Source organism: Mycolicibacterium hippocampi, from assembly GCF_010723735.1.
Taxonomy (GTDB): Bacteria; Actinomycetota; Actinomycetes; order Mycobacteriales; family Mycobacteriaceae; genus Mycobacterium; species Mycobacterium hippocampi.
Map to the genome: position 1 here is coordinate 4,936,574 of NZ_BLLB01000002.1, position 20,695 is coordinate 4,957,268.

The 20,695-nt window shown below is 64.8% G+C and carries 21 protein-coding genes, 1 tRNA gene and 1 pseudogene; 14 read left to right on the plus strand and 9 right to left on the minus strand.

Going from position 1 to position 20,695, the window contains the following annotated elements; all coding sequences use genetic code 11:
* The first annotated feature begins 163 nt into the window (after nucleotides 1-163).
* The 4 genes from G6N53_RS24695 to G6N53_RS24710 all read left to right on the plus strand — a co-directional run bounded on the left by G6N53_RS24695 (nucleotide 164) and on the right by G6N53_RS24710 (nucleotide 3,323).
* Nucleotides 164-239: transfer RNA gene (locus tag G6N53_RS24695), tRNA-Arg, on the plus strand.
* Nucleotides 240-555: 316 nt separating this feature from the next.
* Complete coding sequence (locus G6N53_RS24700) at nucleotides 556-1,116, plus strand: hypothetical protein (protein ID WP_163893494.1); 561 nt, start codon at nucleotides 556-558, stop codon at nucleotides 1,114-1,116.
* 19 nt (nucleotides 1,117-1,135) lie between these two features.
* Nucleotides 1,136-1,675 carry a hypothetical protein gene (locus G6N53_RS24705; RefSeq protein ID WP_163893496.1) on the plus strand — a complete coding sequence of 180 codons (540 nt, stop codon included), beginning with the start codon at nucleotides 1,136-1,138 and terminating at the stop codon, nucleotides 1,673-1,675.
* A gap of 433 nt (nucleotides 1,676-2,108) precedes the next feature.
* Nucleotides 2,109-3,323, plus strand: a complete 1,215-nt coding sequence (locus G6N53_RS24710; protein WP_163893498.1) for a hypothetical protein — start codon at nucleotides 2,109-2,111, stop codon at nucleotides 3,321-3,323.
* A gap of 87 nt (nucleotides 3,324-3,410) precedes the next feature.
* On the opposite strand, the gene G6N53_RS24715 is transcribed toward G6N53_RS24710, so the two are convergent.
* Together G6N53_RS24715 and G6N53_RS24720 are read right to left on the minus strand one after the other, a co-directional pair.
* Nucleotides 3,411-4,070, minus strand: a complete 660-nt coding sequence (locus tag G6N53_RS24715; protein WP_308206851.1) for a hypothetical protein — start codon at nucleotides 4,068-4,070, stop codon at nucleotides 3,411-3,413.
* Between the two features lie 172 nt (nucleotides 4,071-4,242).
* A complete protein-coding gene (locus tag G6N53_RS24720; protein WP_163893501.1) occupies nucleotides 4,243-5,565 on the minus strand; it encodes a S1 family peptidase in 1,323 nt (440 codons plus the stop codon).
* A 1,018-nt stretch (nucleotides 5,566-6,583) separates the two neighbouring features.
* Here G6N53_RS24720 and G6N53_RS24725 point away from each other — a divergent pair.
* Nucleotides 6,584-6,787, plus strand: a complete 204-nt coding sequence (locus tag G6N53_RS24725) for a hypothetical protein (RefSeq protein WP_163893503.1) — start codon at nucleotides 6,584-6,586, stop codon at nucleotides 6,785-6,787.
* 19 nt (nucleotides 6,788-6,806) lie between these two features.
* Here the strand turns inward: G6N53_RS24725 and G6N53_RS24730 are convergent, their stop codons facing one another.
* On the minus strand, nucleotides 6,807-7,058 hold the full coding sequence (locus G6N53_RS24730; protein WP_163893505.1) for an oxidoreductase dimerization domain-containing protein: 252 nt from the start codon (nucleotides 7,056-7,058) through the stop codon (nucleotides 6,807-6,809).
* Nucleotides 7,059-7,089: 31 nt separating this feature from the next.
* Nucleotides 7,090-7,722, minus strand: coding sequence for a GIY-YIG nuclease family protein (locus G6N53_RS24735; RefSeq protein WP_163893507.1), 633 nt, complete (start codon nucleotides 7,720-7,722; stop codon nucleotides 7,090-7,092).
* A 155-nt stretch (nucleotides 7,723-7,877) separates the two neighbouring features.
* Here G6N53_RS24735 and G6N53_RS24740 point away from each other — a divergent pair, with 155 nt between their 5' ends.
* Nucleotides 7,878-8,822: a lytic transglycosylase domain-containing protein gene (locus tag G6N53_RS24740; protein ID WP_237166629.1), complete on the plus strand. Its 945-nt coding sequence runs from the start codon at nucleotides 7,878-7,880 to the stop codon at nucleotides 8,820-8,822.
* 97 nt (nucleotides 8,823-8,919) lie between these two features.
* On the opposite strand, the gene G6N53_RS24745 is transcribed toward G6N53_RS24740, so the two are convergent.
* Nucleotides 8,920-9,318, minus strand: coding sequence for a hypothetical protein (locus G6N53_RS24745; protein WP_163893509.1), 399 nt, complete (start codon nucleotides 9,316-9,318; stop codon nucleotides 8,920-8,922).
* A gap of 167 nt (nucleotides 9,319-9,485) precedes the next feature.
* Between G6N53_RS24745 and G6N53_RS24750 the strand changes: the two genes are divergently transcribed.
* The 3 genes from G6N53_RS24750 (at nucleotide 9,486) to G6N53_RS24760 (ending at nucleotide 12,077) form a co-directional block, all read left to right on the plus strand.
* Complete coding sequence (locus G6N53_RS24750) at nucleotides 9,486-10,643, plus strand: acyl-CoA dehydrogenase family protein (protein WP_163893511.1); 1,158 nt, start codon at nucleotides 9,486-9,488, stop codon at nucleotides 10,641-10,643.
* An 8-nt stretch (nucleotides 10,644-10,651) separates the two neighbouring features.
* Nucleotides 10,652-11,758, plus strand: coding sequence for an acyl-CoA dehydrogenase family protein (locus G6N53_RS24755; RefSeq protein ID WP_163893514.1), 1,107 nt, complete (start codon nucleotides 10,652-10,654; stop codon nucleotides 11,756-11,758).
* 94 nt (nucleotides 11,759-11,852) lie between these two features.
* A complete protein-coding gene (locus G6N53_RS24760; protein ID WP_163893516.1) occupies nucleotides 11,853-12,077 on the plus strand; it encodes a hypothetical protein in 225 nt (74 codons plus the stop codon).
* Between the two features lie 10 nt (nucleotides 12,078-12,087).
* Here G6N53_RS24760 and G6N53_RS24765 read toward each other — a convergent pair whose 3' ends face one another.
* A complete protein-coding gene (locus G6N53_RS24765) occupies nucleotides 12,088-12,978 on the minus strand; it encodes an SDR family NAD(P)-dependent oxidoreductase (protein ID WP_163893518.1) in 891 nt (296 codons plus the stop codon).
* A 121-nt stretch (nucleotides 12,979-13,099) separates the two neighbouring features.
* Here G6N53_RS24765 and G6N53_RS24770 point away from each other — a divergent pair, with 121 nt between their 5' ends.
* The 5 genes and pseudogenes from G6N53_RS24770 (at nucleotide 13,100) to G6N53_RS24790 (ending at nucleotide 17,660) form a co-directional block, all read left to right on the plus strand.
* A complete protein-coding gene (locus tag G6N53_RS24770) occupies nucleotides 13,100-13,543 on the plus strand; it encodes a nuclear transport factor 2 family protein (RefSeq protein WP_163893520.1) in 444 nt (147 codons plus the stop codon).
* Between the two features lie 200 nt (nucleotides 13,544-13,743).
* Nucleotides 13,744-14,751, plus strand: a pseudogene (locus G6N53_RS24775) (sulfotransferase family protein).
* Complete coding sequence (locus tag G6N53_RS24780) at nucleotides 14,751-16,004, plus strand: hypothetical protein (protein ID WP_163893522.1); 1,254 nt, start codon at nucleotides 14,751-14,753, stop codon at nucleotides 16,002-16,004. Before G6N53_RS24775 ends, G6N53_RS24780 begins: the two are co-directional and overlap by 1 nt.
* 1 nt (nucleotide 16,005) lies before the next feature.
* Nucleotides 16,006-16,839 carry an oxidoreductase gene (locus tag G6N53_RS24785; RefSeq protein WP_163893524.1) on the plus strand — a complete coding sequence of 278 codons (834 nt, stop codon included), beginning with the start codon at nucleotides 16,006-16,008 and terminating at the stop codon, nucleotides 16,837-16,839.
* A 2-nt stretch (nucleotides 16,840-16,841) separates the two neighbouring features.
* Nucleotides 16,842-17,660: a mycofactocin-coupled SDR family oxidoreductase gene (locus G6N53_RS24790; RefSeq protein WP_163893526.1), complete on the plus strand. Its 819-nt coding sequence runs from the start codon at nucleotides 16,842-16,844 to the stop codon at nucleotides 17,658-17,660.
* On the opposite strand, the gene G6N53_RS24795 is transcribed toward G6N53_RS24790, so the two are convergent.
* The 3 genes from G6N53_RS24795 to G6N53_RS24805 are packed head-to-tail and all read right to left on the minus strand — an operon-like array spanning nucleotide 17,657 to nucleotide 20,627.
* Nucleotides 17,657-18,925 carry a sulfotransferase family protein gene (locus G6N53_RS24795; protein WP_163893528.1) on the minus strand — a complete coding sequence of 423 codons (1,269 nt, stop codon included), beginning with the start codon at nucleotides 18,923-18,925 and terminating at the stop codon, nucleotides 17,657-17,659. The two genes, G6N53_RS24790 and G6N53_RS24795, sit on opposite strands and share 4 nt — an antisense overlap.
* Nucleotides 18,922-20,007, minus strand: a complete 1,086-nt coding sequence (locus tag G6N53_RS24800) for a DUF1214 domain-containing protein (RefSeq protein WP_163893530.1) — start codon at nucleotides 20,005-20,007, stop codon at nucleotides 18,922-18,924. Before G6N53_RS24800 ends, G6N53_RS24795 begins: the two co-directional genes overlap by 4 nt.
* The gene (locus tag G6N53_RS24805) at nucleotides 20,004-20,627 is read right to left on the minus strand and encodes a TetR/AcrR family transcriptional regulator (RefSeq protein WP_237166630.1); all 624 of its coding nucleotides are present in this window, start codon (nucleotides 20,625-20,627) and stop codon (nucleotides 20,004-20,006) included. The genes G6N53_RS24800 and G6N53_RS24805 overlap by 4 nt, the downstream gene beginning before the upstream one ends.
* Nucleotides 20,628-20,695: the final 68 nt, after the last annotated feature.

Genomic DNA, 20,695 nt, shown 5'->3' on the forward strand with positions numbered 1-20,695 from the left:
ATCCTATGGTCTGGGGTCATCGCGCCCCGAATCCATTACGGCGTCGCGCTGCGGGGCGAGGCGCTTTTTTCGGCGTCGCGGCCGGCGATCTGTCCGTTGACGGGACGCCCCACAAGATGCGTTAGTCTGTGCAGGCCCATTCGGCGCAGCTGATCCAGCACGCGCCCCCGTAGCTCAGGGGATAGAGCGTCCGCCTCCGGAGCGGAAGGCCGCAGGTTCGAATCCTGCCGGGGGCACCAGGTCAGACGGTATTTCTGACCATCGCGTGCAACATGCGTGCGATTCAGCCCCCTGGGCCGGGCCCCAGTGACGTGATGGACGAGCTGCCCCGGTGGGCCCAGGGACTACCGCAGCGCCCTCATCAGGCGGATGGTGTGGACGACCTTCCGCCGCTCACATACGACAACATCCATGCAGGTGCGGAACGCTATCGCAGCGCAACCGCGCTATTTCGGCAGTTAGACACAGGTAGCCGGACGACCGAACACTGTCTCCTGGCCTTGCTAGCCTAGCGGCATAGCGGCATAGCGGCACACGCGGCCCCGGGGAGAGACCATGACCATCGACACCGACACTAACTTCGAGATTGATGACGCGATCGTCCTTCTGCTTGGCGCACCCAGTCAGAATCGTCCGACGGGCGAGACCGGCGAAATGCAGGGTGTGACACGGCTCGAGAAGCTGCTGTTCCTGCTTGAGCGCGAAACATCTGCGGGCAAATGGCTGACCGAAGATGCTGAGTTCAAGGCTTACAACTACGGACCGTTCTCGTCCAAGGTCTACCAAGCTGTTGATCTGCTTGCGGGGGCCGGCCTGCTTACCGACTCCGCCAAACAGTCGGCCGACGAGGAAGACAGCTGGGAAAAAGAAAACGCCATCTTCGATCGCAGCGACATAGACCCTTACGCAACGCGGGACTTCAAGCTGACCGATGTTGGCTGGGAATACTTCAACGCTTTGGCATCTGAAATAGGGCCGGACAAACTGAATGAGATATCTGAGTTCAAGGCGCAATTCGCGGACATACCGCTGAGGCAACTCGTTCGTTATGTATATGAACGGTACGACGAGTTCACGACAAAGTCCGTCATTCGAGACTCTGTTCTCGGGCAGTGACGCCTTGGACCGTTTGACTGTGCTTGGCATTGCTGCGGCGATCGTTGTGCCAGCACTGTTGATCTTTCCCAAGGCATCATCGTTTCGGGGCGACCTGCACGATAAATGGCACCAGCGGGCCACGCTTTGCGGCGCAGCATTGGCCGAACGTGCGTACCGTCGAATCCGAATTCTGCGCGACGAAGCCACTCGCCTTATCGGCGAGGCCGGCGCGCCGTTCGATCCCTCGCTAGCGGTGGGCGATCCGCAACAGTTAGTTCGCTATGTGACCGAGTTTCAGGACGCCATACGGCTGCGGGCAAATCTCGATCGATGGCTCAAGTCGATGATCAAAACCGCGGGCATCGCGCCTATCGCGGTTGGACTGTATGTTATTGGAACCTCGATCGGCACAACCTACTATGCCAACTGGTGGGAGTGGCCTCCTGCCCTGGTCATCGCGTGTGGGTGTGCGGGGGGTGGGGTGTTGCTAGCAGTTGTCGTAATTGCGGCTCACTTCTATTTCGACCGCCGACTCACTTCGGCGGAGATCATCGCGAATGAGCCGGATGAGCTATGACGATTTCAGTGTTGCCGGAACTTCCAGCCGAGCGCCGCCTCGAAGCCCCACTGATGCGCTTCTTAGCGACTTCCGGGCGGATAAGACATGACACTCTCATCGTTCACGAATTCCCTTGGAACGGTAGGCGTGTCGATATCGTGACGCGCACCGTCTCCGGAATAACATCGGCTTACGAGCTCAAGATCGGCAACGTCAGCCGAGCAATTGAGCAGGCTACCTACAATGCCCTCAGCTTCGACAAATCGTGGATCGTTGTTGCGCGCGAAGTTAGTCCGAGGAATCTAGATCACTGCTCAAAGTTCGGCGTAGGAGTCCTAGTTGTGGACGAAAGCGGTGTGCGTATCCAATTGAGCGGACGACCCTCACGTGGTGGAAATACTGAAGCGAAGCGCCGCCTAGCACTCAAACTGTCTCACAGGAGATTCCGATAATGGCCTTCGAGCACTATCTGAGTTACGGCTCAACGGATCAGCTGACAGCTCGGACGTTGACGGATTTTTACGATGGACTGCTGGTGCCTGGCACCGTAGCGGCGTTCCAGGCCGATGGCACGAAAGGGTTTGTGTTAACTCTTTCGGCAGCGCACCAGAAGCCGTACATCATCGATCCGAGATTCCCGCTATTTCAAAATCGACTATCCACACCGAAGAAGTCGCACGTCAGTCTGGCTACCGTCCTCGGCGATCCGTCTCTGGTAAGCGAGCACTCCGCCCCTACAGCAGACGAGTTCGACGATGCTCGATGCCAAGTGATTGCCCGCAGTTGGGTTGAATTCAATGCTGGTTATACAACTGTAAGCTCCAAGCACTTCGCCAAATATGCCAAGCGACTGGGGCGCGAGATCGCGCCCACCAACAGCCAAGTGCCACGCTTGATCCTCGCCCCCTACGTCATGTCCAGCGGAATAGACGATGGTTGGTGGGACGTCTCGGAACGTTTATACGCGCACACTATCGCCGCTGCTCAGGCCATACCGACGGATATTGGCGTGTTTCGGGTTGTTGCGGCGAAATCCACTGCTGCACTTGAGCAACTACTTACCCAGCCTGCGGCGTCTGAACCAGGCGTGTTCATCTGGGTGGATAACTTGCACGAACTCGAATCCTCGGTTGAAGATCTGGTTCGCTACGGTCGCGCCATCCGCGGAGCGAAAGAGCGCGGCTTAGGCACCTGGGCGCTCTACGGTGGCTACTTCTCAGTCGTGATGGGTCAGTTTGGGCTCGCAGGATCATCGCATGGGATCGGTTACGGCGAGAGTCGCCAATGGAAGGAACTGCCTAGTTCCGGTCCGCCACCGGCTCGCTTCTACTTACCGCGGGTACACCGATACGTTGCAACCGACCTCGCCGAATTCCTTTGGAACGAAGCCCCCGAGCTGGTGAACTCGGCTGTGTATTCAGGGTCACCTGCGGCGCTTGACTACCACGACCTGATGGCCCATTCCGTCAGGTGCCGACAAACAGAGATCAATGACTGTGACGGGTTGTCGCCAGCGGTGATTGCGCAACGCCTACGGCAAACGAACCGGGAGTTCAGCGAGGCGCTCAATACGCTCTCGATACCAAGTGCGTTGAGACGCAAAGCGATCGACGCGCATATCCACCTGCCACAGTGGGCAGATGCCATCGACGCGATCGCGCGCTGAGCTTGTAGCGACCGCTTGCGCGAGAAGACACGGCGCGGACGGTACCCGCGGGGTTCATAAGTGCATTTTCACCGAATCCCGCTGCAGCTACCCGCCGATTCGGCGGCGCATCCACGGTGGCGGCGGTGGAATCTTGCCTTCCCTCGCACGGCGGGCGGTGTCGATGGGGCTGACGATGTGCATCTGTTGGCCGATGGCGTGGGCCAGAACGTCGTAGGCCGCGACCGCCGCCGCCACCCGGTCGGGTTGGTGCTGCCCGGCTTCCCAGGTCACCGCCTGGGCCTCGAAGTCGGGCAGGAACCCCGCCACCCGGGCGCGCCCGGTCCCCATCGCGGCCAGCAGGCCGGTCGAACGTGCCACGGCATCGCCCTTGCCCCGGTCGGTGCCCTTTGGTGGCCAGCCGGTCACCTTGATGGGCCGGTTGACGCGGAACCGGGCCAGCACCTCGGTGACCAGCCGGGTGTACGTGGCACGCGCCGCGAACGCCTCGACAGCGATCTCGCTGGCACCCACGTCGGCTGCGAGTTGCACGGCCCGCACCGCCCAGGCGTCGGAGGTCATCCGGCCCGACACGTCGGCGATCAGCGCCACCACGCCATCGGCGGTCAGCGCGGCGGCGATGATGCCGGTCTCATCGCCCTGGCCGGAGTCGGCGGGGTCCACCCCGACGACGATCTTCACGGTCCCCGGCGGTGCGGCGGGGAGCCGCCAGGTGTCGATCCACGCCGCCTTTATTGTCGGATACAAGCGATCAAGCGCGTTCAGGGCCTGCCTGCCCACTTGCCGCCACCGATCGCCTTCGCTATCGGCGAATGTGACGCCAAGGGTGTCCACCTCCGACCACGCAGCTGCACCGCCTACTAGCGGGCGTAACCGAGCAGTGCAACCGAGCAAGCCAGAACAATAGCGGCGCGAAAACTTAAGCCCAAGTTTCCATTTGAGCCAGCATTTCCAGGTCTGGCTTCCCTGTGGCCTGCGCCAACCGCGCGATTGCACGGACCACTTCCGAAGCCGGTATTCCCGTATAAAACGGCACCTCAGTGCGATCTAGGTTGGAGGTGTCCGTTGAATCCGTCTTCGGCATGTCCTGCATCGCGAGCCCGATCACCCTACCGTCGTCACCGACGATCGGCCCACCACTGTTCCCTGGGCGCGTTGTTGCGGAGTACAAGAACACCTTTCGCATTTCCGGATAGGTCTCGTTAGCAGCACTAACGACCTCACCTCGTTCCACTTTGACCTCTCGGCTATCCGCAGCGGGGTTTACCACAGTGCCGCTGTGGACCGTAATGCCGCTATCCGTGGTCCGAGGCACTCGTGGGTATCCGAAAACATGCACACCGTCGCCCCACCTCGGATTTCGAAATGTCATATCCGTCAGTGATGCACCGACAAGCGCGGGCAGCATTGGCTCCATAAATATTGCGATGATTGCGACGTCCACATCCAGATCGTCGCGGGACTCCTCCGATTGAGGTTCATAGTGAATCCATGAATGATGGATTGGGATTGAGAGTGCGCGACGCGGCCCTCGATTGAGCGCGGCCGCCGGTTGCGCCGGAGAAAACACCCTTATGTTGCGTCGCATTTTTTCGACAACATGCCGGTTCGTTATAACGTGCCACGGATCAAGAACCAGCCCGCTACCGGAGCCGGCGTAGTTGCCGTATTCATCATCTCCGGTGATGAGAACGGTCGCAGAGTTGTACGCAGGAATCGTGATCTCGGCTCCGAAAACTTCTGCTAGCCAAAGTTCACCCATCGTCTTAAACGGATCCTCGTCGATGGCAACAAATTTCTGACCCATTATCGGCAGGGTCTCGTCATAACCACTACCTATAAGCAGGCCAGCGCGCTCCATAGCAAGAAGCACCTGCATCACATCCCGCAGTGGGGGCGGCTGGCTGATCGCCGTTTCGTCTCCGCGCTCCAGGTACGTCATGAAGTCGTGGACCGTCCAGGCGCCATTCGTGCCATCCTCTGGCTCGGGTTTATCGATGACATCGGCAGCGCCAGCACTCCGGTATCGTGCAGAGAAAAACCAGTAGGCCATTTCTGCTAATATGACTCGTCGATTCACACTTGGGGCTGGCGAGTTAATCTCCTCGAAGAGCGCTGCCAAATGTGCGTCGCGACCTTCTGGGCGAGACATCTCGTCAATGACGGCTGCAGCATCTTGCCATTCTTCCTGCGTCTCATTCCAGAAGATTTCGAGGTCGTCTTGATCGCTGGAGTCCACCACGCTTCAAAGTTATTGCCGCCGGCAATCTGGTAAGACGAGGACACGCCGTCCGCAGAAACGATTCTCCGTAAACGAGCCGGATCGCGGGCTGGTCGGCAATACTCGGAAGCGTGCGGATCTAATCTAGGCACTTCCGGGGTCGCTTCTGGTGAGCGCGTAGCGGCATCAAGTTGGTCGCATTCGTAAGCGGCCGCAAGGATGGCAGTGGCAAGGTTTCTCCCATCGTCGACAGACATCCGAGCGAAGGGTCTGGGACGCGAATTTCCAACCACCTCCGGTCAATAGCACCAGTGTCGTGCTGCCTGCCGACGACTGCGACCGGGTCACGGCCAACTGAACGGACACGTCCTGCGAATTCAAGCCACCAGCTTCCGTCGCTTGTTGCCACTCATGGCATTCACCGCACCCGGCGGTTCAGGGACGTGCCCGAACTAAAGTGCGCACCGGAGATTTGACGTCGCATAGGACCGGGCCTCGTTGCGGATCCGTTCTGCTGAGCACCCATAGTTCTCCAGTACTTTCAGATCCGCAATCTGGACCGCAGTCAGCTGGCGGCAATGTCATGCCATGTCGTCACACGAGCAAGCGGATGACCTACATCCGACCCAATCGGTTAATGCCGAAGCCCCTCCAACTGCATTGTTGACCTCCGATTGACCCGCGTCCAAACCCAGACGGAGCAACAATGGCAGCCGAAGTCGAATCCAACGAGAAGGGTGGCCTCGATGACGGAGAACGTCGAAGGGTCTGACGCGACTGTCGGTCCAGAGGGGTTCGGGGCGTGCACGCTGTGTAGCTGCAAGGGATACAACCCGAGCCGGGCCTACGGAACCTGTGAAGCCAAGCGCGACGACGGGTCCACCGTGTGCGGCCACTACAACACGTCGCACGCCGCGAGTTGACCTCCAGCTGACCACTGCACGCGCCCAACAGCTCGCCTGGACACTGAGAGGCGGTCTGGCACGAACGGCAATCCCCTCGATGGCGAGCGCGTGATGCGCCGGAGGAGGATGCACTCATGAAGGGAAGGCCGTGTCCGGGCGCGGGCAAGAACTGGTCGGTGAACAAGGACGGCAAACCGATCTGCCCCGGCTGCTACCGGGGTTTGAGCACCGTCGCCGGCTTCGGAAAGACGGTGCGCAACACGCGAACCGTGCCCCCGCACTCCCGTCCTGGTCCCGCGGACACCCCGAAGCCGCGCCGCGAGCGACGAACCGACTGACCAGGCATATCCGCTCGGGTCATTCCAAAACCGGGGGCGTTGCTTCGAGGCTGCTCCAGAGTCGGGGCATCGGGCGAACGCCGAGTTGGTTGACCACCATCTGTGCGGCTTGGTTGACCCCTTCGGTGAAGGTGGGGAAGGCGAACTGGAGCTCCGCGACGTCCTCGATGCGCATCCCCGCCGCCATACAGGTGGCCACCATCTGGATCACCTCGGCGGAGTACTCGCCGAGCACGTGAGCCCCGACGATCTGGCGGCGAGTGGTCTCCACGATCAGCTTGCAGAATCCCTCCGGCTGGACGTCAGGACCACTCCGCGAGCACCCGCATCTTGTCGGCCTTCACCGCCGCGTCTCGTCGCAGCTTCTTGAGCTGCGGCGCGAACGCGTTGCGCGCGTTGTCCTGGAAGTTCAGCGGCAGCTCCAGCGCGCTGACCAGCTTGGCTTCCAGGTACCACGGCTCGGGTTGCAGTACCCACGACACCGCGGCGTTCTCTGCCATCCACTGGTTCAGGACGGCTTCTCCGCCGGCGAAGGTCTGCCGCTTGCCCGAGCCGATCCGGCGCAACGCGAAGCCGAGCTGATCGCCGAGCAGCACACCGAGGGACTTGCGCAGCGTGGAACCGTCCGCACCGGCATTGCCGGCCCCGAAGTGGTAGCGAATGCGTTTGCGCAGGTCCTGGGGTGTCTGCGGCTTGCCGTCGGCCCGCGGCGGACCGGGACTGATGCCGACGTAGAGCAGTGTCCAGCCGTCCCGCTGTTCGCAGCTGGAGACATCGATATCGCCCGGGATGTCGCGGAACCACCAGCCGTGAGCGCCGGCTTCGTCGGGCACCGGGCAGGGCTCGGCGAACACCTCGTCACGGGTATACCGCTGAGCCGCAAGGAAGTTCGCAACAGCGGCGGCATTCCGCTTCGCGGAGATCGACTCAGCCATACATCCAAGGGTAGTCGCGGCCGGCGCGCAGCGGCCCCAGTGGATCCAGCCGGTGTGTTCCAGGCCCCGATACGGAATCCAGGGTTTGTAGAATCTGTTCACTCTGGCCGCCGATCCGGACGGTCGGCGACGCCAGCGCGTCAGGAGAGGCGGCTATGCCAGCCAGGACCATGCCGACACGCGCGGCACTGCTCCTCGCGGTCGCGCTGACGCTGACAGGCTGCGCTGAGACCGCCGCGCCGCCGACCGCCCCGCCCCAGTCCAGCGCCAATGCCCGGGCGCCCGCTCCTCCGCCACCCGGCCCGGTCCCGTCGTCGCCCGAACCCGCGCAGCCGCGGCTGGCGTCCGACCCGGCGCAGTTGGTCGACGACCTCGTGGCCGACGAACTGGCGCTGCGCGACCCGGCGTCGTCACCGGCCGTGATGCAGACGGCGGCGCGCCGTCAGCAGGTCGCCTATCGCGCCATCGGACGGCACCCCGAATGGGATCCGATCGCCCGCCCGCGGATCCCACCGCCACTGCTCGAGGTCTACGACCGCAACGTCGAAGCCCGCAGGCAACTCGCGTCGATGATCAAGAACCCACAGCCAACCGTGCCTGCGTGGCGGATCAAACCGCCGCCACCGGCGCACGAGCTTCTCGACCACTACCGACAGGCCGAGTCGGCGACCGGTGTCGGCTGGAACTATCTGGCCGCGATCAACTTGGTCGAGACCGCGTTCGGCCGCATCGAGGGCGTGAGCACCGCCGGGGCGCAGGGACCGATGCAGTTCATGCCGTCGACGTTCGCCGCGTTCGGCAATGGCGGCGATATCCATTCACCACGCGACAGCATCATGGCGGCCGGCCGCTACCTCGCCGCCAACGGCTTCGTCGGCGACCCGGACTTCGCCCTGTACCGCTACAACAACTCGCAGCAGTACGTCCGTGCGATCAAGGACTATGCGGCGGTGATCGCTTCCGCCCCTGAGGCATTCACCGCGTACCACCTGTGGGACGTGTACTACCGAACCACCGCCGGTGACGTCGTCCTACCCGTCGGCTATGCCGCAGACGCCCCCATCCCCGTCGAGGAGTACCTGGCCACCAACCCGCAGTGATCGAGACCGCTAGATACTCAGGGGGGTGCCGGGCTCACACTCGGCGGATTCTCAGAGCATGCGGGCGTCGGGCTGCGAAGGATCGCTGCGGACTTCATCAGGCTGGCGTGAGGGTGAAGGCGGTGGCCCCGACCGGCCCGCCGCCCCCGCACGGGTTTGGCCCGTTGAGCGTGTACACGCCGTTCGTGCCGTCTAGATTGAACGTGTACCTCGCGACGATGTCGACGGCACGCCCGTCCGGGCATGATGCCCCGGCCGGCACGAACTGGTCGAGGACGTACTGCGACCCCTGAACCCTTGCCTGGCCCTGGTCTCTGTTGAGCGTGACATTGAACAGGTTGATACAGCCGGGACCGCAACTGTCGACCCGCAGCGTGTTGTCCGTGACGACGCCGTTGGCCATGACACTTCTGTACAGGTAGACACCGGGTGCGAGATCGGCATTGGCCGGTGTGGCCAGGGCGACGCTGCCAACCGCGAGTCCGATGGCGGCCACGCCGCCGATCCCATACTTCATCGTGCCTCCGATCAGCGAACCTCGGCCAGTCTAAGTAGCCACGACCAGACGACGGAGCGTTTTCGCAAGTCAAGCTGCCCACTGGCTCTACCGACCAACCAGGTGGTTAGTCTGCAGAGAGGAACCCATTCGAGCAGGAGGCTGCCATGCAGTTGGCGCTGACACCCGAGGAAGCCGCCTTCCGCGACGAGCTTCGCAACTTCTATCGCACCGAGATCCCGGCCGAGATCCGCGAGCGGACCCGCATCGCCGCGGAGGCCAATCGCGAGGACATCGTCACCACGCACAAGATCCTCAACGACAACGGCCTGGCGGTACCCAACTGGCCGGTCGAATGGGGCGGCAAGGACTGGACCGCGACCCAGCAGCAGATCTGGCTCGACGAGATGCAGCTGGCCAGCGTCCCCGAACCGCTGACCTTCAACGCGAACATGGTGGGACCGGTGATCGCCGAGTTCGGCTCCCAGGAGGTCAAGGAACGCTTCCTGCCGCCCACCGCCGCGCTGGACATCTGGTGGTGCCAGGGATTCTCCGAGCCCGAGGCCGGCTCGGACCTGGCCTCGCTGCGGACCACGGCATTGCGCGACGGTGACAGCTACGTCGTCAACGGCCAGAAGACGTGGACGACGCTGGGCCAGTACGCCGACTGGATCTTCTGCCTGGTCCGCACGGACCCCGACGCGCCGAAGAAGCAGGCGGGCATCTCCTTCCTGCTCATCGACATGAACGCGCCGGGCATCACGTTGCGGCCGATCAAACTGATCGACGGCAGCTATGAGGTCAACGAGGTCTTCTTCGAAGACGTCCGAGTGCCCGCCGACCAACTCGTCGGCGAAGAGAATCAGGGCTGGACCTACGCGAAGTTCCTACTGGGCAACGAGCGCAACGGCATCGCCCAGGTGGGCCGCACCAAGCTCCGCCTCGCCGAGATCAAGGCGCGGGCACAGTCGAACGGCCTGATCGACGACCCACTGTTCGCCGCACGACTGGCAGAAGCCGAGAACGACATCCTCGCGCTGGAACTGACCCAGATGCGGGTCGCCTCGGGCTCACAGGGCGGCAAGGCGAACCCCGCGTCGTCGGTGCTGAAGCTGCGCGGCAGCCAGTTGCAGCAGCTGGCGACCGAGCTGCTGTTGGAGGTCGCCGGGCCCGACGCGTTGCCCTACGACGCCGACGGCGTCGCCTCCCCGCAGTGGGCGCAACACAGCGCGCCGCGCTACCTGAACTACCGCAAGACCTCGATCTACGGCGGCAGCAACGAAGTGCAGCGCACCATCATCGCGTCGACCATTCTCGGATTGTGAGGTAGACCATGGACTTTCAACTCAGTGAAGAGCAGGTCCTGCTGCGCGACACCACCAGAAACGTGCTGTCGCGCACCTACGACCCCGAGAGCAGGCTCAAGGTCCTCGACAGCGACCTGGGCTGGAGCCGCGACGTGTGGACCCAGCTGGCCGAGATCGGCATCCTCGGACTGGGATTCGAAGAGGACGCCGGTGGTCAAATCGAGGTTCAGGTGGTGGCCACCGAGATCGGTCGACGCCTGGCGCCCGAGCCGGTGGTGCACGCGGCGCTGGGACCGGGCAGCCTGATCGCCGACGTGGGCACCGCGCAACAGCGCGCGCTGCTCGACGAGGTCGCCGCGGGTGAGCGGCTGCTGGCGTTCGCGCATTCGGAACCCGGAATGCGGCTGCCCACCGGGACATTGACGACAAGCGCTGCCCGAGAAGGCGATTCGTGGACGCTAAGCGGGCGCAAGAATCCGGTGTTGGCCGGGGACTGTGCTGACACCCTGGTGGTCAGCGCCGCCCTACCCGACGGCGGCACCGGTTTGTTCCTGGTCGATGCCGCGGCCGTGACGCGGCGGCCGTACCGCACCTTCGACGGTCAGCGCGGCGCGCAGATCGACCTCGACGAGGTCGCCGCCGAACCCCTCGGCGAGCCGGCCGACGCCGGCGCCGCCATCGGCCGCGCGATGGTGCGGATCTCGTCGGCACTGTGCGCCGAGGCGCTCGGCGCGATGGAGGAAGCCCTGCGCCTGACGACGGAGTATCTGACCCAGCGCAAGCAGTTCGGCGTCACGCTGAGCAAGTTCCAGACCCTCACCCAGCGCGCGGCCGACATGTACGTCTCCCTCGAACTCGCCCGCAGCATGACGTTGTACGCGGCGATGTCGATTGCGGACGGTGACCTCGACGAGACCATCGCGGCACGGGCCAAGCTGCAGATCGGCCGCTCAGGGCGCCACATCAGCCAGGAGGCCATCCAGTTGCACGGCGGTATCGGGGTGACCGCCGAATACCCCGTCGGGCACTACGCCGCGCGGCTCACCGCGATCGAGCACACCCTCGGGTCGTCGCAGGACCAGCTGCATGTGCTGATGGGTCAGCTCGGCGACTACGAAGTCGTCACCGTCTGAGTCGGGCCGGACGTTAACGGGTATCGCGGCGGATGCGATACAACGGATGAAGGACCGCAACGAGCATCCAGATAATCAGGCAGAGGAGTGCACGATGCAGGTGAAGAGAGTTCTTGCCGCCGCCGCGATCACCGCAGGTCTCGGATCGGCCGGCCTGGGGTTCGCAGGCAGCGCCGCCGCAGACGACCGTTGGTGGGCGCCGAAGCCGCCGCCACCCGGCCACGTCGGACAGATCGTCAATGTCCCGCCCGGTCACCTCGGTCAGATCATCGGCGTGCCACCGGGACACTGGGACAAGCCGTGGAAGTGGGTCAAGTAGCGCCCACCGCCTAAAGGCGCAGCGTGGTGCCGGTTTCAGCCTCGGCGAACTCCCACAGCGCCCTGGCCGCGTCGTAGTCGCAGGCGTTCGGCGTGCGCCCGCTCAGAGTCGGGCCGCCCTTGAACCCGAACCTGCCGTTGATGCCCACGTAGCTGCCCGGCGGGATCGGCTCCGAGATGCAGTACAGCGTGGGTGCTGCGCCGGCGTCGATGTCGTTGCCGATCCTGTTGGCGACGGCCTGGGCGGCCGAGTGGACGGCCGACATCACCCGGGTGTCGGAGATGTTGGTCAGGTTGGAGGAGACCCACCCCGGGTGGGTCAGCTGGGCGGTGACCGGTGATCCCGCTTCGCGCAGCCGCCGGTCGAGCTCCAGACCCCACAGCATGACTGCCAGTTTCGACCGGGCGTAGGCCGGAAACGACGACCATTCGCGGGTGCGCAGGTGCGGGTCGTCGAGCGCGAGGTGCGCCCGCTTGTGAGCGTCGGACCCCACGTTGATGATCTGCGAACCCACCCGGTCGAACAGCAGGTTGGTCAACGCGAACGGGCCCAGGAAGTTGGTGCCGAGGGTGACCTCGAAACCGTCGACGGTCTCGGTCCGGGTCTGCGCGACCAACCCGGCGTTGTTGATCAGGATGTCGACGTCGCCGTCGAACAGGCCCGGGAATGCGCGAACCGACGACTGGTCGGCGAGGTCGAGTTTCACCACCTCGGTGTCGCCTCCCATCTCGGCGGCGCGCTGCGCGCCCAGGTCCAGGTTGCGAACCGCCAGGATCACGTGGGCGCCGGCACGGGCGAGAGCGCGTGCCGTCGCCAGTCCTACGCCGTTGGTCGCACCCGTCACGATGATGCGCTTGCCGCTGAGATTGCCGAGTCGGCTCGGCGACCAGTCCGAAGTCACGCAGCGAGATTAGCCGGTGAGATCGTTGACATGACACATCCCGGCTGGTTGTCTACCGAGAAATGACAACAACTCAGGTCACCGCGGATCACCTGGAATCATCGCTGAGCGGGCTGCGGCCATGAGTGACAGCGCCCGCGAAATCGAGAACCTGGTCTACACCTACGCCGAGCGTCTCGACGCTGGGGACTTGGACGGGGTCGCGGCCCTGTTCGCGCACGGACGCATCGCCGGGATGGAGGACGGCCCGCCGGAAACGGTCTTCACCGGTGTGAGCGGGGTCCGGAAGATGTACGAGATGGCGACCCGCCTCTACGAGGACGGCACCCCGAAGACCAGGCACCTGACGAGCAATGTCCGGATCGTCGTCGACGACGCGGCCGGCACCGCCGAGGGCGGCGCGTACTACTGCGTCACCCAGGCGACCCCGGACCTGCCGCTGCAGATCATCGTGACGGGCCACTACCGCGACACCTTCCACCGCATCGACGGCCAGTGGTGGTTCGACACCCGGATCATGTTCGTCGATCAGGTCGGAGACACCAGCCACCACCTGAAGTTCTGACCGCGGTGCCGACGCCCTTCGATCCGACTCAGCTCGCGACGACCGCACAGCACAAAGAGGGGCTGCAGGACTGGGGCCCGCTGCCGTTCGAGGAGCCGCTGGCGGTGCTGACCGACAGCTACGACACCGCGTATGCCGCCGCCGACCTGAACGACATCGGCGTGCACATCCTGCGCTCCGGTCTGGTGCACAGCCTGCGGATGCGGTTGCGCGCCCAGGAATGGATCCGCCGCCATCCCGAGATCACCCGGGAGAGCATCGTCGCACCCATCGTGGTGGTCGGCATGATGCGCAGCGGAACCACGCTGCTGCAACGGTTGCTGGCCGCTGACGACCGCTTCCACTGCGCGTACGGGTGGGAGGTGGTGGAGGTCGCACCGAAACTCGACCACCAGTGGTCGACGGCCGACGAGGACCCTCGCATCGCGATCAGCGAGAAGCGCGAAGCGACGTCGCGGGAGCTGGCTCCGGAACTGTTCGCCATCCACCCGATGTACGCCCGCGAACCCGAAGAGGAGATCGTCTTCCTGTCCGACGCGTTCCTGTCCCACGTCCCCGAATCCGGGGCCCACGTACCCGCATACCGGGCCTGGATCGACACTCAGGACTTCACGCCGGCCTAAGCGTATCTGCACCGGATGCTGCAGTTCCTGCAGTGGCAGAAGCGCCGGCAGGGGCATTCGGCGCAGCGGTGGGTGCTCAAGTCCCCCGCCCACCTGGGCTACCTCGATGTGCTGCGGGCTCACTTCTCGGACCTGCACATCGTGCACATGCACCGCGATCCACGCGAGACGATCCCGTCGGGCGCCAGTCTCAACGCGACCCTGCACGCCATGCACTCCGACCACGTCGACCGCCACCGCGTGGGCGCCGAATGGCTGGCCCGCATGGGGTGGACCAACGACCGCGCCATGGCGACCCGGGCTGGCTGGTCCGACGAGTCCGCGCGGTGTACCGACGTCGAGTTCGCCGACGCGGTCGTCGATCCGATCGCTGCGGTGGCCCGCGTGTACGACGCGATCGGGGTTCCGTTGACAGCGCATGCCGAGGCGGCGATGCGCCGCTGGCTCGACGTACGGCCGCGCGAGGTGGCGCGCCCGTCCTACACCGCGTCCGACTACGGCCTGAGCAACGGCCTGATAGACGATCGGTTCGCCGCATACAACTCCCGATTCCGTTCCGCTGCAAATACTTCGAGGAGGACCTGATGTCTGAGTACCCGGGCGACCCGGTGGCTACCGCGTCACAGCACGAACAGGAACTCGCGGCGCTGGAGCTCACGTCGCACCCCGTCGTCAAGGCGGCCTACCGCCGGGTCGCCGACACCTGGCTCGGACGGGCCAAAGCCTCCGCCGCGATGCGTTCTGTCTTCGACGATGCGTTCGCCGAGGTGATGTTCTCCGCGGCCGTGTGGTCGTCGAATCAGGACAAGCTCCGGCCGAAGGTCAGCTGCATCACCCGTCTGGGCCACCCGGTCGACGGCCGACCGGTCCCCGGATCACGTTGGGGCATCGACAATCCCGACAGCGTGTACCGGGTGATCCCGATCTCCGGCGAGGAGCGTTATGAAATTCGCGGCCGTGTCGGCGAGAATCGGTTGACGGAGAACTACTTCACGTTGTGGGACGCCCACATGGGCACCGTCGCGGTGCTCAACGGCCGCACCATGGACGTCGAATCCGACGGATCTTTTGTGATCCCGGTGGACTCGGACCCGGCCGGTGGCCGGCCCAACCATGTGCAGTCCACGCCTGAAGCACACGAGTTCTACATCCGTGACGTGCTGCTGAACTGGGACCGCGACGACCCCAACCACCTCTCGGTGCAACGACTCGGCGGCGAACCGTCGGCCCCGGCCCGCACCCTCGACGAGCAGGCCGAGGCCACCGCGGACATGATGGCCTACTTCGCGAACTTCACCGGAAAGCTCAGCCACGGCATCTACAAGATGGCGCCCAACAACTTCAACCTCGCCTGGTCGGCCGACAAGGTCGGGGCGATGCGTAACCAGGTGTACGTGATGGGCAGGTTCGACCTGAACCCCGGCGAGGCCTTCGTCGTCGATGTCAGTGACGGTGGAGCCGAGTACTTCACGGTTCCGCTGAGCAACATCTGGGGCACCACCCTCGACATCGTCGACCGCACCGGCAGTCTGAACAAGGCCCAGTCGGTGCCCAACGAGGAAGGCACCTACACCTACGTCATCTCCCCCACCGATCCCGGCGTCGCGAACTGGATCGACTCGGACGGCCTCAACGAGGCGATCCTGACGCTCCGGATGGCCGAGTTCGGCCCGGACGGGCCGACGCAGGATCTCGGCGCACGCGGACGGGTGGTCGCACTCGACGACCTCGAGCGGCAGGTGCCGGGACTGCGCCGGGTCTCAGCGCAGCAGCGGGCGACCGAACTGGCCGAACGCCGGGCGTCGTATCTGCGCCGGCTACCGGAAGGGACGAACTGACATGGGCTGCTGGCTGATCACCGGGTGCTCCACCGGAATCGGGCGGGAGATCGCCCGCGCGGCACTGGAAGCCGGGCACTCGGTGGTTGTGACGGCGCGCCGGACCGAGACGGTCGCCGACTTCACCGCCGACTACGGTGACCGCGCGGTTGCCGTGGCTCTCGACGTGACGGACAAGGACCAGATCGCCAACGCGGTGCACACCGCCGACGAAATCTTCGGCGGCATCGATGTGCTGGTCAACAACGCGGGCAACGGCTACCTGTCCGCGATCGAGGAGGGCGAGGACGAAGCGGTCCGGAAACTGTTCGACACCAACTACTTCGGCGTGGTGGACACGATCAAGGCGGTGCTGCCCGCGATGCGCGCCCGCCGCAGCGGACACATCGTCAACATCTCGTCAATGACCGGTCTGGTGGCCAACCCCCCGAACGCGTACTACTCGTCGACAAAGTTCGCGCTCGAGGCGCTGACCGAGGCGTTGGCCCAGGAGGTCAAGCCCTTCGGCATCAAGGTGACGGCCATCGAACCAGGTGCGTTCCGCACCGACTGGGCAGCGCGCTCGATGTGGGAATCATCGACGCCGATCAGCGATTACGACGACAACGTCGGCGCCCGCAAGACCATGATCAAGGAGTTCGCGAACCACCTCCCCGGGGACCCTCGCAAGGTGGCGGAGGCGGTGTTGATGGTGACCACTCTGAACGAGCCACCGCTGCGTCTGTTGCTCGGCCGTGACGTACTCAAGGCGGTGCGGGACAAACTCGCCGCGTTCTCGGCGTCCATCGACGAATGGGAAGCCGTCACCAAGAACGTCAACTTCCCGAAGGAATGACGATGGGATCCCTCGATGGGAAGGTCGCGTTCATCACCGGTGCCGCACGCGGCATGGGCCGGGCGCACGCCGTCCGGCTCGCCGGTGACGGTGCCGACATCGTCGCCCTCGACATCTGCGCCGAGTTCGACTCCACCGACTATCCGGGCTCGACCCCGGACGACCTGGCCACCACGGTGGAACTCGTCGAGGGCCAGGGACGTCGGATCCTGGCGCGCCAGGCCGACGTCCGCGATCCCGCATCGGTGGACGCGGTGGTCGCCGACGCCGTCCGGGAGTTCGGCCGCCTCGACGTCGTGGTCGCCAACGCGGGCATCATCCGGGTGACCGACAGCGACGACCGGCGACAGACGTTCCGCGACGTCGTCGAGGTCAACCTGATCGGCGTGTGGAACACCGTCGACGCCGCGATCCCGGCGATGATCGCGGGCGGCCGCGGCGGGTCCATCGTGCTGGCCAGCTCCACCCAGGGGATCAAGGCGTCGGGGACCGACCGGCCGGGCATCCAGGCCTACAGTGCCTCCAAGCGTGCCCTGGTGGCGCTCATGCAGGGCTGGGCGTCATCGCTTGCGCCGCATTCGATCCGGGTCAACACCATCCATCCCAGCGGGGTGGCCACCGACATGATCATCAACGAGGCCACCATGGGGCTGGCCGCGGCCGGCGATGAGTGGCTCGCCAGCCAGCAGAACGCGCTGCCGATCGCCCTGCTGCAGCCGGAGCAGATCGCGGGAGCGGTCGGGTGGCTGGTGTCGGACGCGGCGAACTTCATCACAGGCACGTCCTGGCCGCTCGACGCGGGTTTCACGCTGCGCAGTTAGCGCCGGGGCACCGGATCATCGGCGACGAAGCGCTCGCTGTAGGCACGGAACCGTTCGGCGACCTCCCCGAGGTCGAGGCCGAGCGCCGCGGGGTCGTAGATCACCCCGCCATAGCGGCCACGCGGATGCTCGGCGAGGAACCGGTGCATCGCTGCCTGCACCCCGGAGTCGAACGGCTGGTCCGCGCGCTCGTAGATGGCCTGGATCGTCGCCTTCTCGTCGGCCATGAACTCGTCGAACCCGATGTCGATCGACTGCCCTGCCGGCAGCACGTCGCGGTCGCGTACACAGCCGTTGAGGAGATCGTCGATGCGGTCGAGCCAGTAGCGGGTGATCTTCGCCGGGTCCGGATGGGTGACCGCCATCCGGGTGGCGTAGCAGAGCATGGTCAGCATCGACGTGGTCACCTCGACCGGATCACGATGGGTCAGCACAAAAGTCGCGTCGGGGAAGGTCGCGGCCAGGACCGGGAACTGCTCGAGATGCTGTGGCGACTTAAGCACCCATCGGGTGCCACCACGCAACCATTGCATCGCCTGCAGGGTGCGCTTGAGGTAGCCGTAGGACGGTCGCTGATCGTGCGCCTTGTAGTGCGCCGCGAAACTCGGTACGTGATAGGTGGTTTCGAACAACATTCCGGAGATGTCGTTGGCCAGCAGCTGGATCTCTTCATGCGCGTGCTCGACGGTCATGTCGTGCATGCGGCGGAACTCCGGCATCGAGGTGTGCACCAGTTCCAGTCCCGCCGCGCACCGTTGGCGACGCGGCTCGGGGTCACCGTCCTCAGGTGCGGGAAACGGTTCCAGGCTCTCCCAGTACGGCAGATACCGCAGGGACGGATCGGCGGCCAGCAGGTTGTGCAGGTGGGTGGTCCCGGTGCGCGGCAGACCGCAGATGATGATCGGACGTTCGATCCGGACATCCTCGATCTCGGGATGCCTTCTCACCAGCGCTTCCAGCCGGAGCCTGTTGACCAGGTTGCCGACCAGTTGTTCGAAGGCGATGGCTCTGCCGGAATCGCTGAGCCCGGCTTCGTCGCGCAGTGAGGCACACAGCACCTCGAGGCGCTCGCCGAACCCGGGATCACCCCAGTCGTCGAGGCCGGTGCGCTCGACCGCCGCGGCCCGCAGCGCTTGAGGGCTCAGGTCCAGCACGGCCCCGTAGGCAGCCAGCCCGTCGCGGATCGGCGTCGCGGCTTCCGGGTACACCGGATCGGTCAGATCGGTGAGCCGAACCGGCGCAGGCCGCGCGGTATCGGTGCTCACCCGCTCACCGCTTCGGTGAGTTCCGCCGGGCCGACGACACGGCACTGCGGTCGACTCGGTGTTTCCTCCGGCAGGAACCAGCGCAGCCAAATCAGACCCTTGCGCCGTCCCGCGGTGGACACCCAATTGGGGTGGCCCGGATCGCGGTCGCTGATCACGATCTTCCACGAGCCGTCCGGTTCGTAGGTGATCTGAGAGCCGTTGATCGTGACACGTTCGTAGGTGTGATCGTAGGTGTGCAGGAAGGGATTCCACAGGCACAGGTTCCAGAACACACACTGCGGTGACGTGCCGGTCACCACCAGGGCCTGATCGGACGTCAATTCGAAGGCGCCCATGGCGTAGGCGGCGTCGGCGGCCGACCAGCCGTAGGCGTTCTCGGGCACCGGGAACGGTTCCATGATCTCGTTGGGTGGGTCGATCCGGGTCGGGAGGAACGAGACTTGTTCCCGCAGCCAGGTTCTGGCGGACTGCAGCCTGCGGGTGAGATCCTCGGCGCTGTCGCGGCGGCGGGCTGGCGGGTCGACTGCCTCGAGCTTCCACACCGGGCGGCGGCCGGTTGCCGGCTCGTTGAGGTAGTCGCGGGTGAGCGCGAACTCGGCGTCGGGATCGAGCTGGAGCCACGCCCCGTCCCCGGCTTGCGGGCCGAGCATGAACTCGAAGTTGCCGGCACTGTCGAACTCCAGGTTGCGGTCGTTCATCGTCCCGACGATCCGGTTGCTGTACTGACCGTTGCCGGGGCCCCCGTAGACGGTCATCGACAAATAGACTGCGTCGCCGCGGTTTCCGGTGACCCGGTAGTTCCGGTTCGGGTCCAGCGGGGCGAGCTGGTAGTAGGCGTCGGAGTTGTCGCCACCCCACTTCAGGTACGGGCCGATGACGTCGACCAGAATCGGGTTGTCCCGGTCTCCCCATACGTAGGCGTCGACGGTGATACGCAGCAGGCTGAACGTCAGCCGATAGGCGTCGAGCAGGTCGGGTTCGTCCAGCGCCGGCTGCGTGGACAGCACCTTCTGCTCGAAGGCGCGGACCTCGTCGAGCAGTTCGTTGAACGCCCGCGACAGCTCTGTCGTCTCGGTCATCGGTTTGCCTTCCTCCGGTTCGGGACTGCGAGGACACCCTGGATCACCAGGGAGCACAGTCGTTCTGCGAGTTGTGCGGTGTTCGACGCGGCGTCCATGACCACCTGCGCCTGGTAGAACGTCGTGCCGATGACGAGCTGGTAGAAGGCGTCGACGTCGACAGCCGGGTCGACGACACCCTGATCGATGCCGCTGCGCACCAGGGACCGGAAGTGCGCGACGGTCCGTTCGTCGAGCAGTTGCTGTGTGCGGATGTGCAATTCGGGGTCACGGCGCCGTTCGGCGAGGATGCCGAGCGCGGCGGCCTCTACCACGGGGTCCCGCCAGAAGGTCAGCGCAGCGCTGACGAAGGTGCGTAGGTCGGTGTCGAAATCGCCCGACTGCGCCGGAAGTTCGTCGTCTCCCGGATGGCCGAACGCTGCGTCGAAGACCAGGTGGGCCTTCGACGGCCACCGCCGGTACACGGTGGGTCTGCTGACACCGGCCGCCTTGGCGATCGACTCGATGCTGATCTGTTCGTATCCGTCGGCGGCGAGCAGTTCGCGGGTGGCGGACATGATGTCCCGGTCGGCACGCGGATCACGGGGGCGACCCCGGACTCCCGATCCCTCGACGGACACCCGATTATCATTACACTACGTAACGTAAATATTGCAACCGGTCTGTCCCGCCAGGCCATTGGGACAAG

Excerpts from the sequence above, each read along its gene's own strand:
- G6N53_RS24790 (WP_163893526.1), top strand. The coding sequence starts at position 16,842 with ATGGGATCCCTCGATGGGAAGGTCGCGTTCATCACCGGTGCCGCACGC.
- G6N53_RS24770 (WP_163893520.1), top strand. The coding sequence starts at position 13,100 with ATGAGTGACAGCGCCCGCGAAATCGAGAACCTGGTCTACACCTACGCC.
- G6N53_RS24700 (WP_163893494.1), top strand. The coding sequence starts at position 556 with ATGACCATCGACACCGACACTAACTTCGAGATTGATGACGCGATCGTC.
- G6N53_RS24740 (WP_237166629.1), top strand. The coding sequence starts at position 7,878 with ATGCCAGCCAGGACCATGCCGACACGCGCGGCACTGCTCCTCGCGGTC.
- G6N53_RS24735 (WP_163893507.1), bottom strand. The coding sequence starts at position 7,722 with ATGGCTGAGTCGATCTCCGCGAAGCGGAATGCCGCCGCTGTTGCGAAC.
- G6N53_RS24785 (WP_163893524.1), top strand. The coding sequence starts at position 16,006 with ATGGGCTGCTGGCTGATCACCGGGTGCTCCACCGGAATCGGGCGGGAG.
- G6N53_RS24710 (WP_163893498.1), top strand. The coding sequence starts at position 2,109 with ATGGCCTTCGAGCACTATCTGAGTTACGGCTCAACGGATCAGCTGACA.
- G6N53_RS24780 (WP_163893522.1), top strand. The coding sequence starts at position 14,751 with ATGTCTGAGTACCCGGGCGACCCGGTGGCTACCGCGTCACAGCACGAA.
- G6N53_RS24755 (WP_163893514.1), top strand. The coding sequence starts at position 10,652 with ATGGACTTTCAACTCAGTGAAGAGCAGGTCCTGCTGCGCGACACCACC.
- G6N53_RS24760 (WP_163893516.1), top strand. The coding sequence starts at position 11,853 with ATGCAGGTGAAGAGAGTTCTTGCCGCCGCCGCGATCACCGCAGGTCTC.
- G6N53_RS24725 (WP_163893503.1), top strand. The coding sequence starts at position 6,584 with ATGAAGGGAAGGCCGTGTCCGGGCGCGGGCAAGAACTGGTCGGTGAAC.
- G6N53_RS24750 (WP_163893511.1), top strand. The coding sequence starts at position 9,486 with ATGCAGTTGGCGCTGACACCCGAGGAAGCCGCCTTCCGCGACGAGCTT.
- G6N53_RS24800 (WP_163893530.1), bottom strand. The coding sequence starts at position 20,007 with ATGACCGAGACGACAGAGCTGTCGCGGGCGTTCAACGAACTGCTCGAC.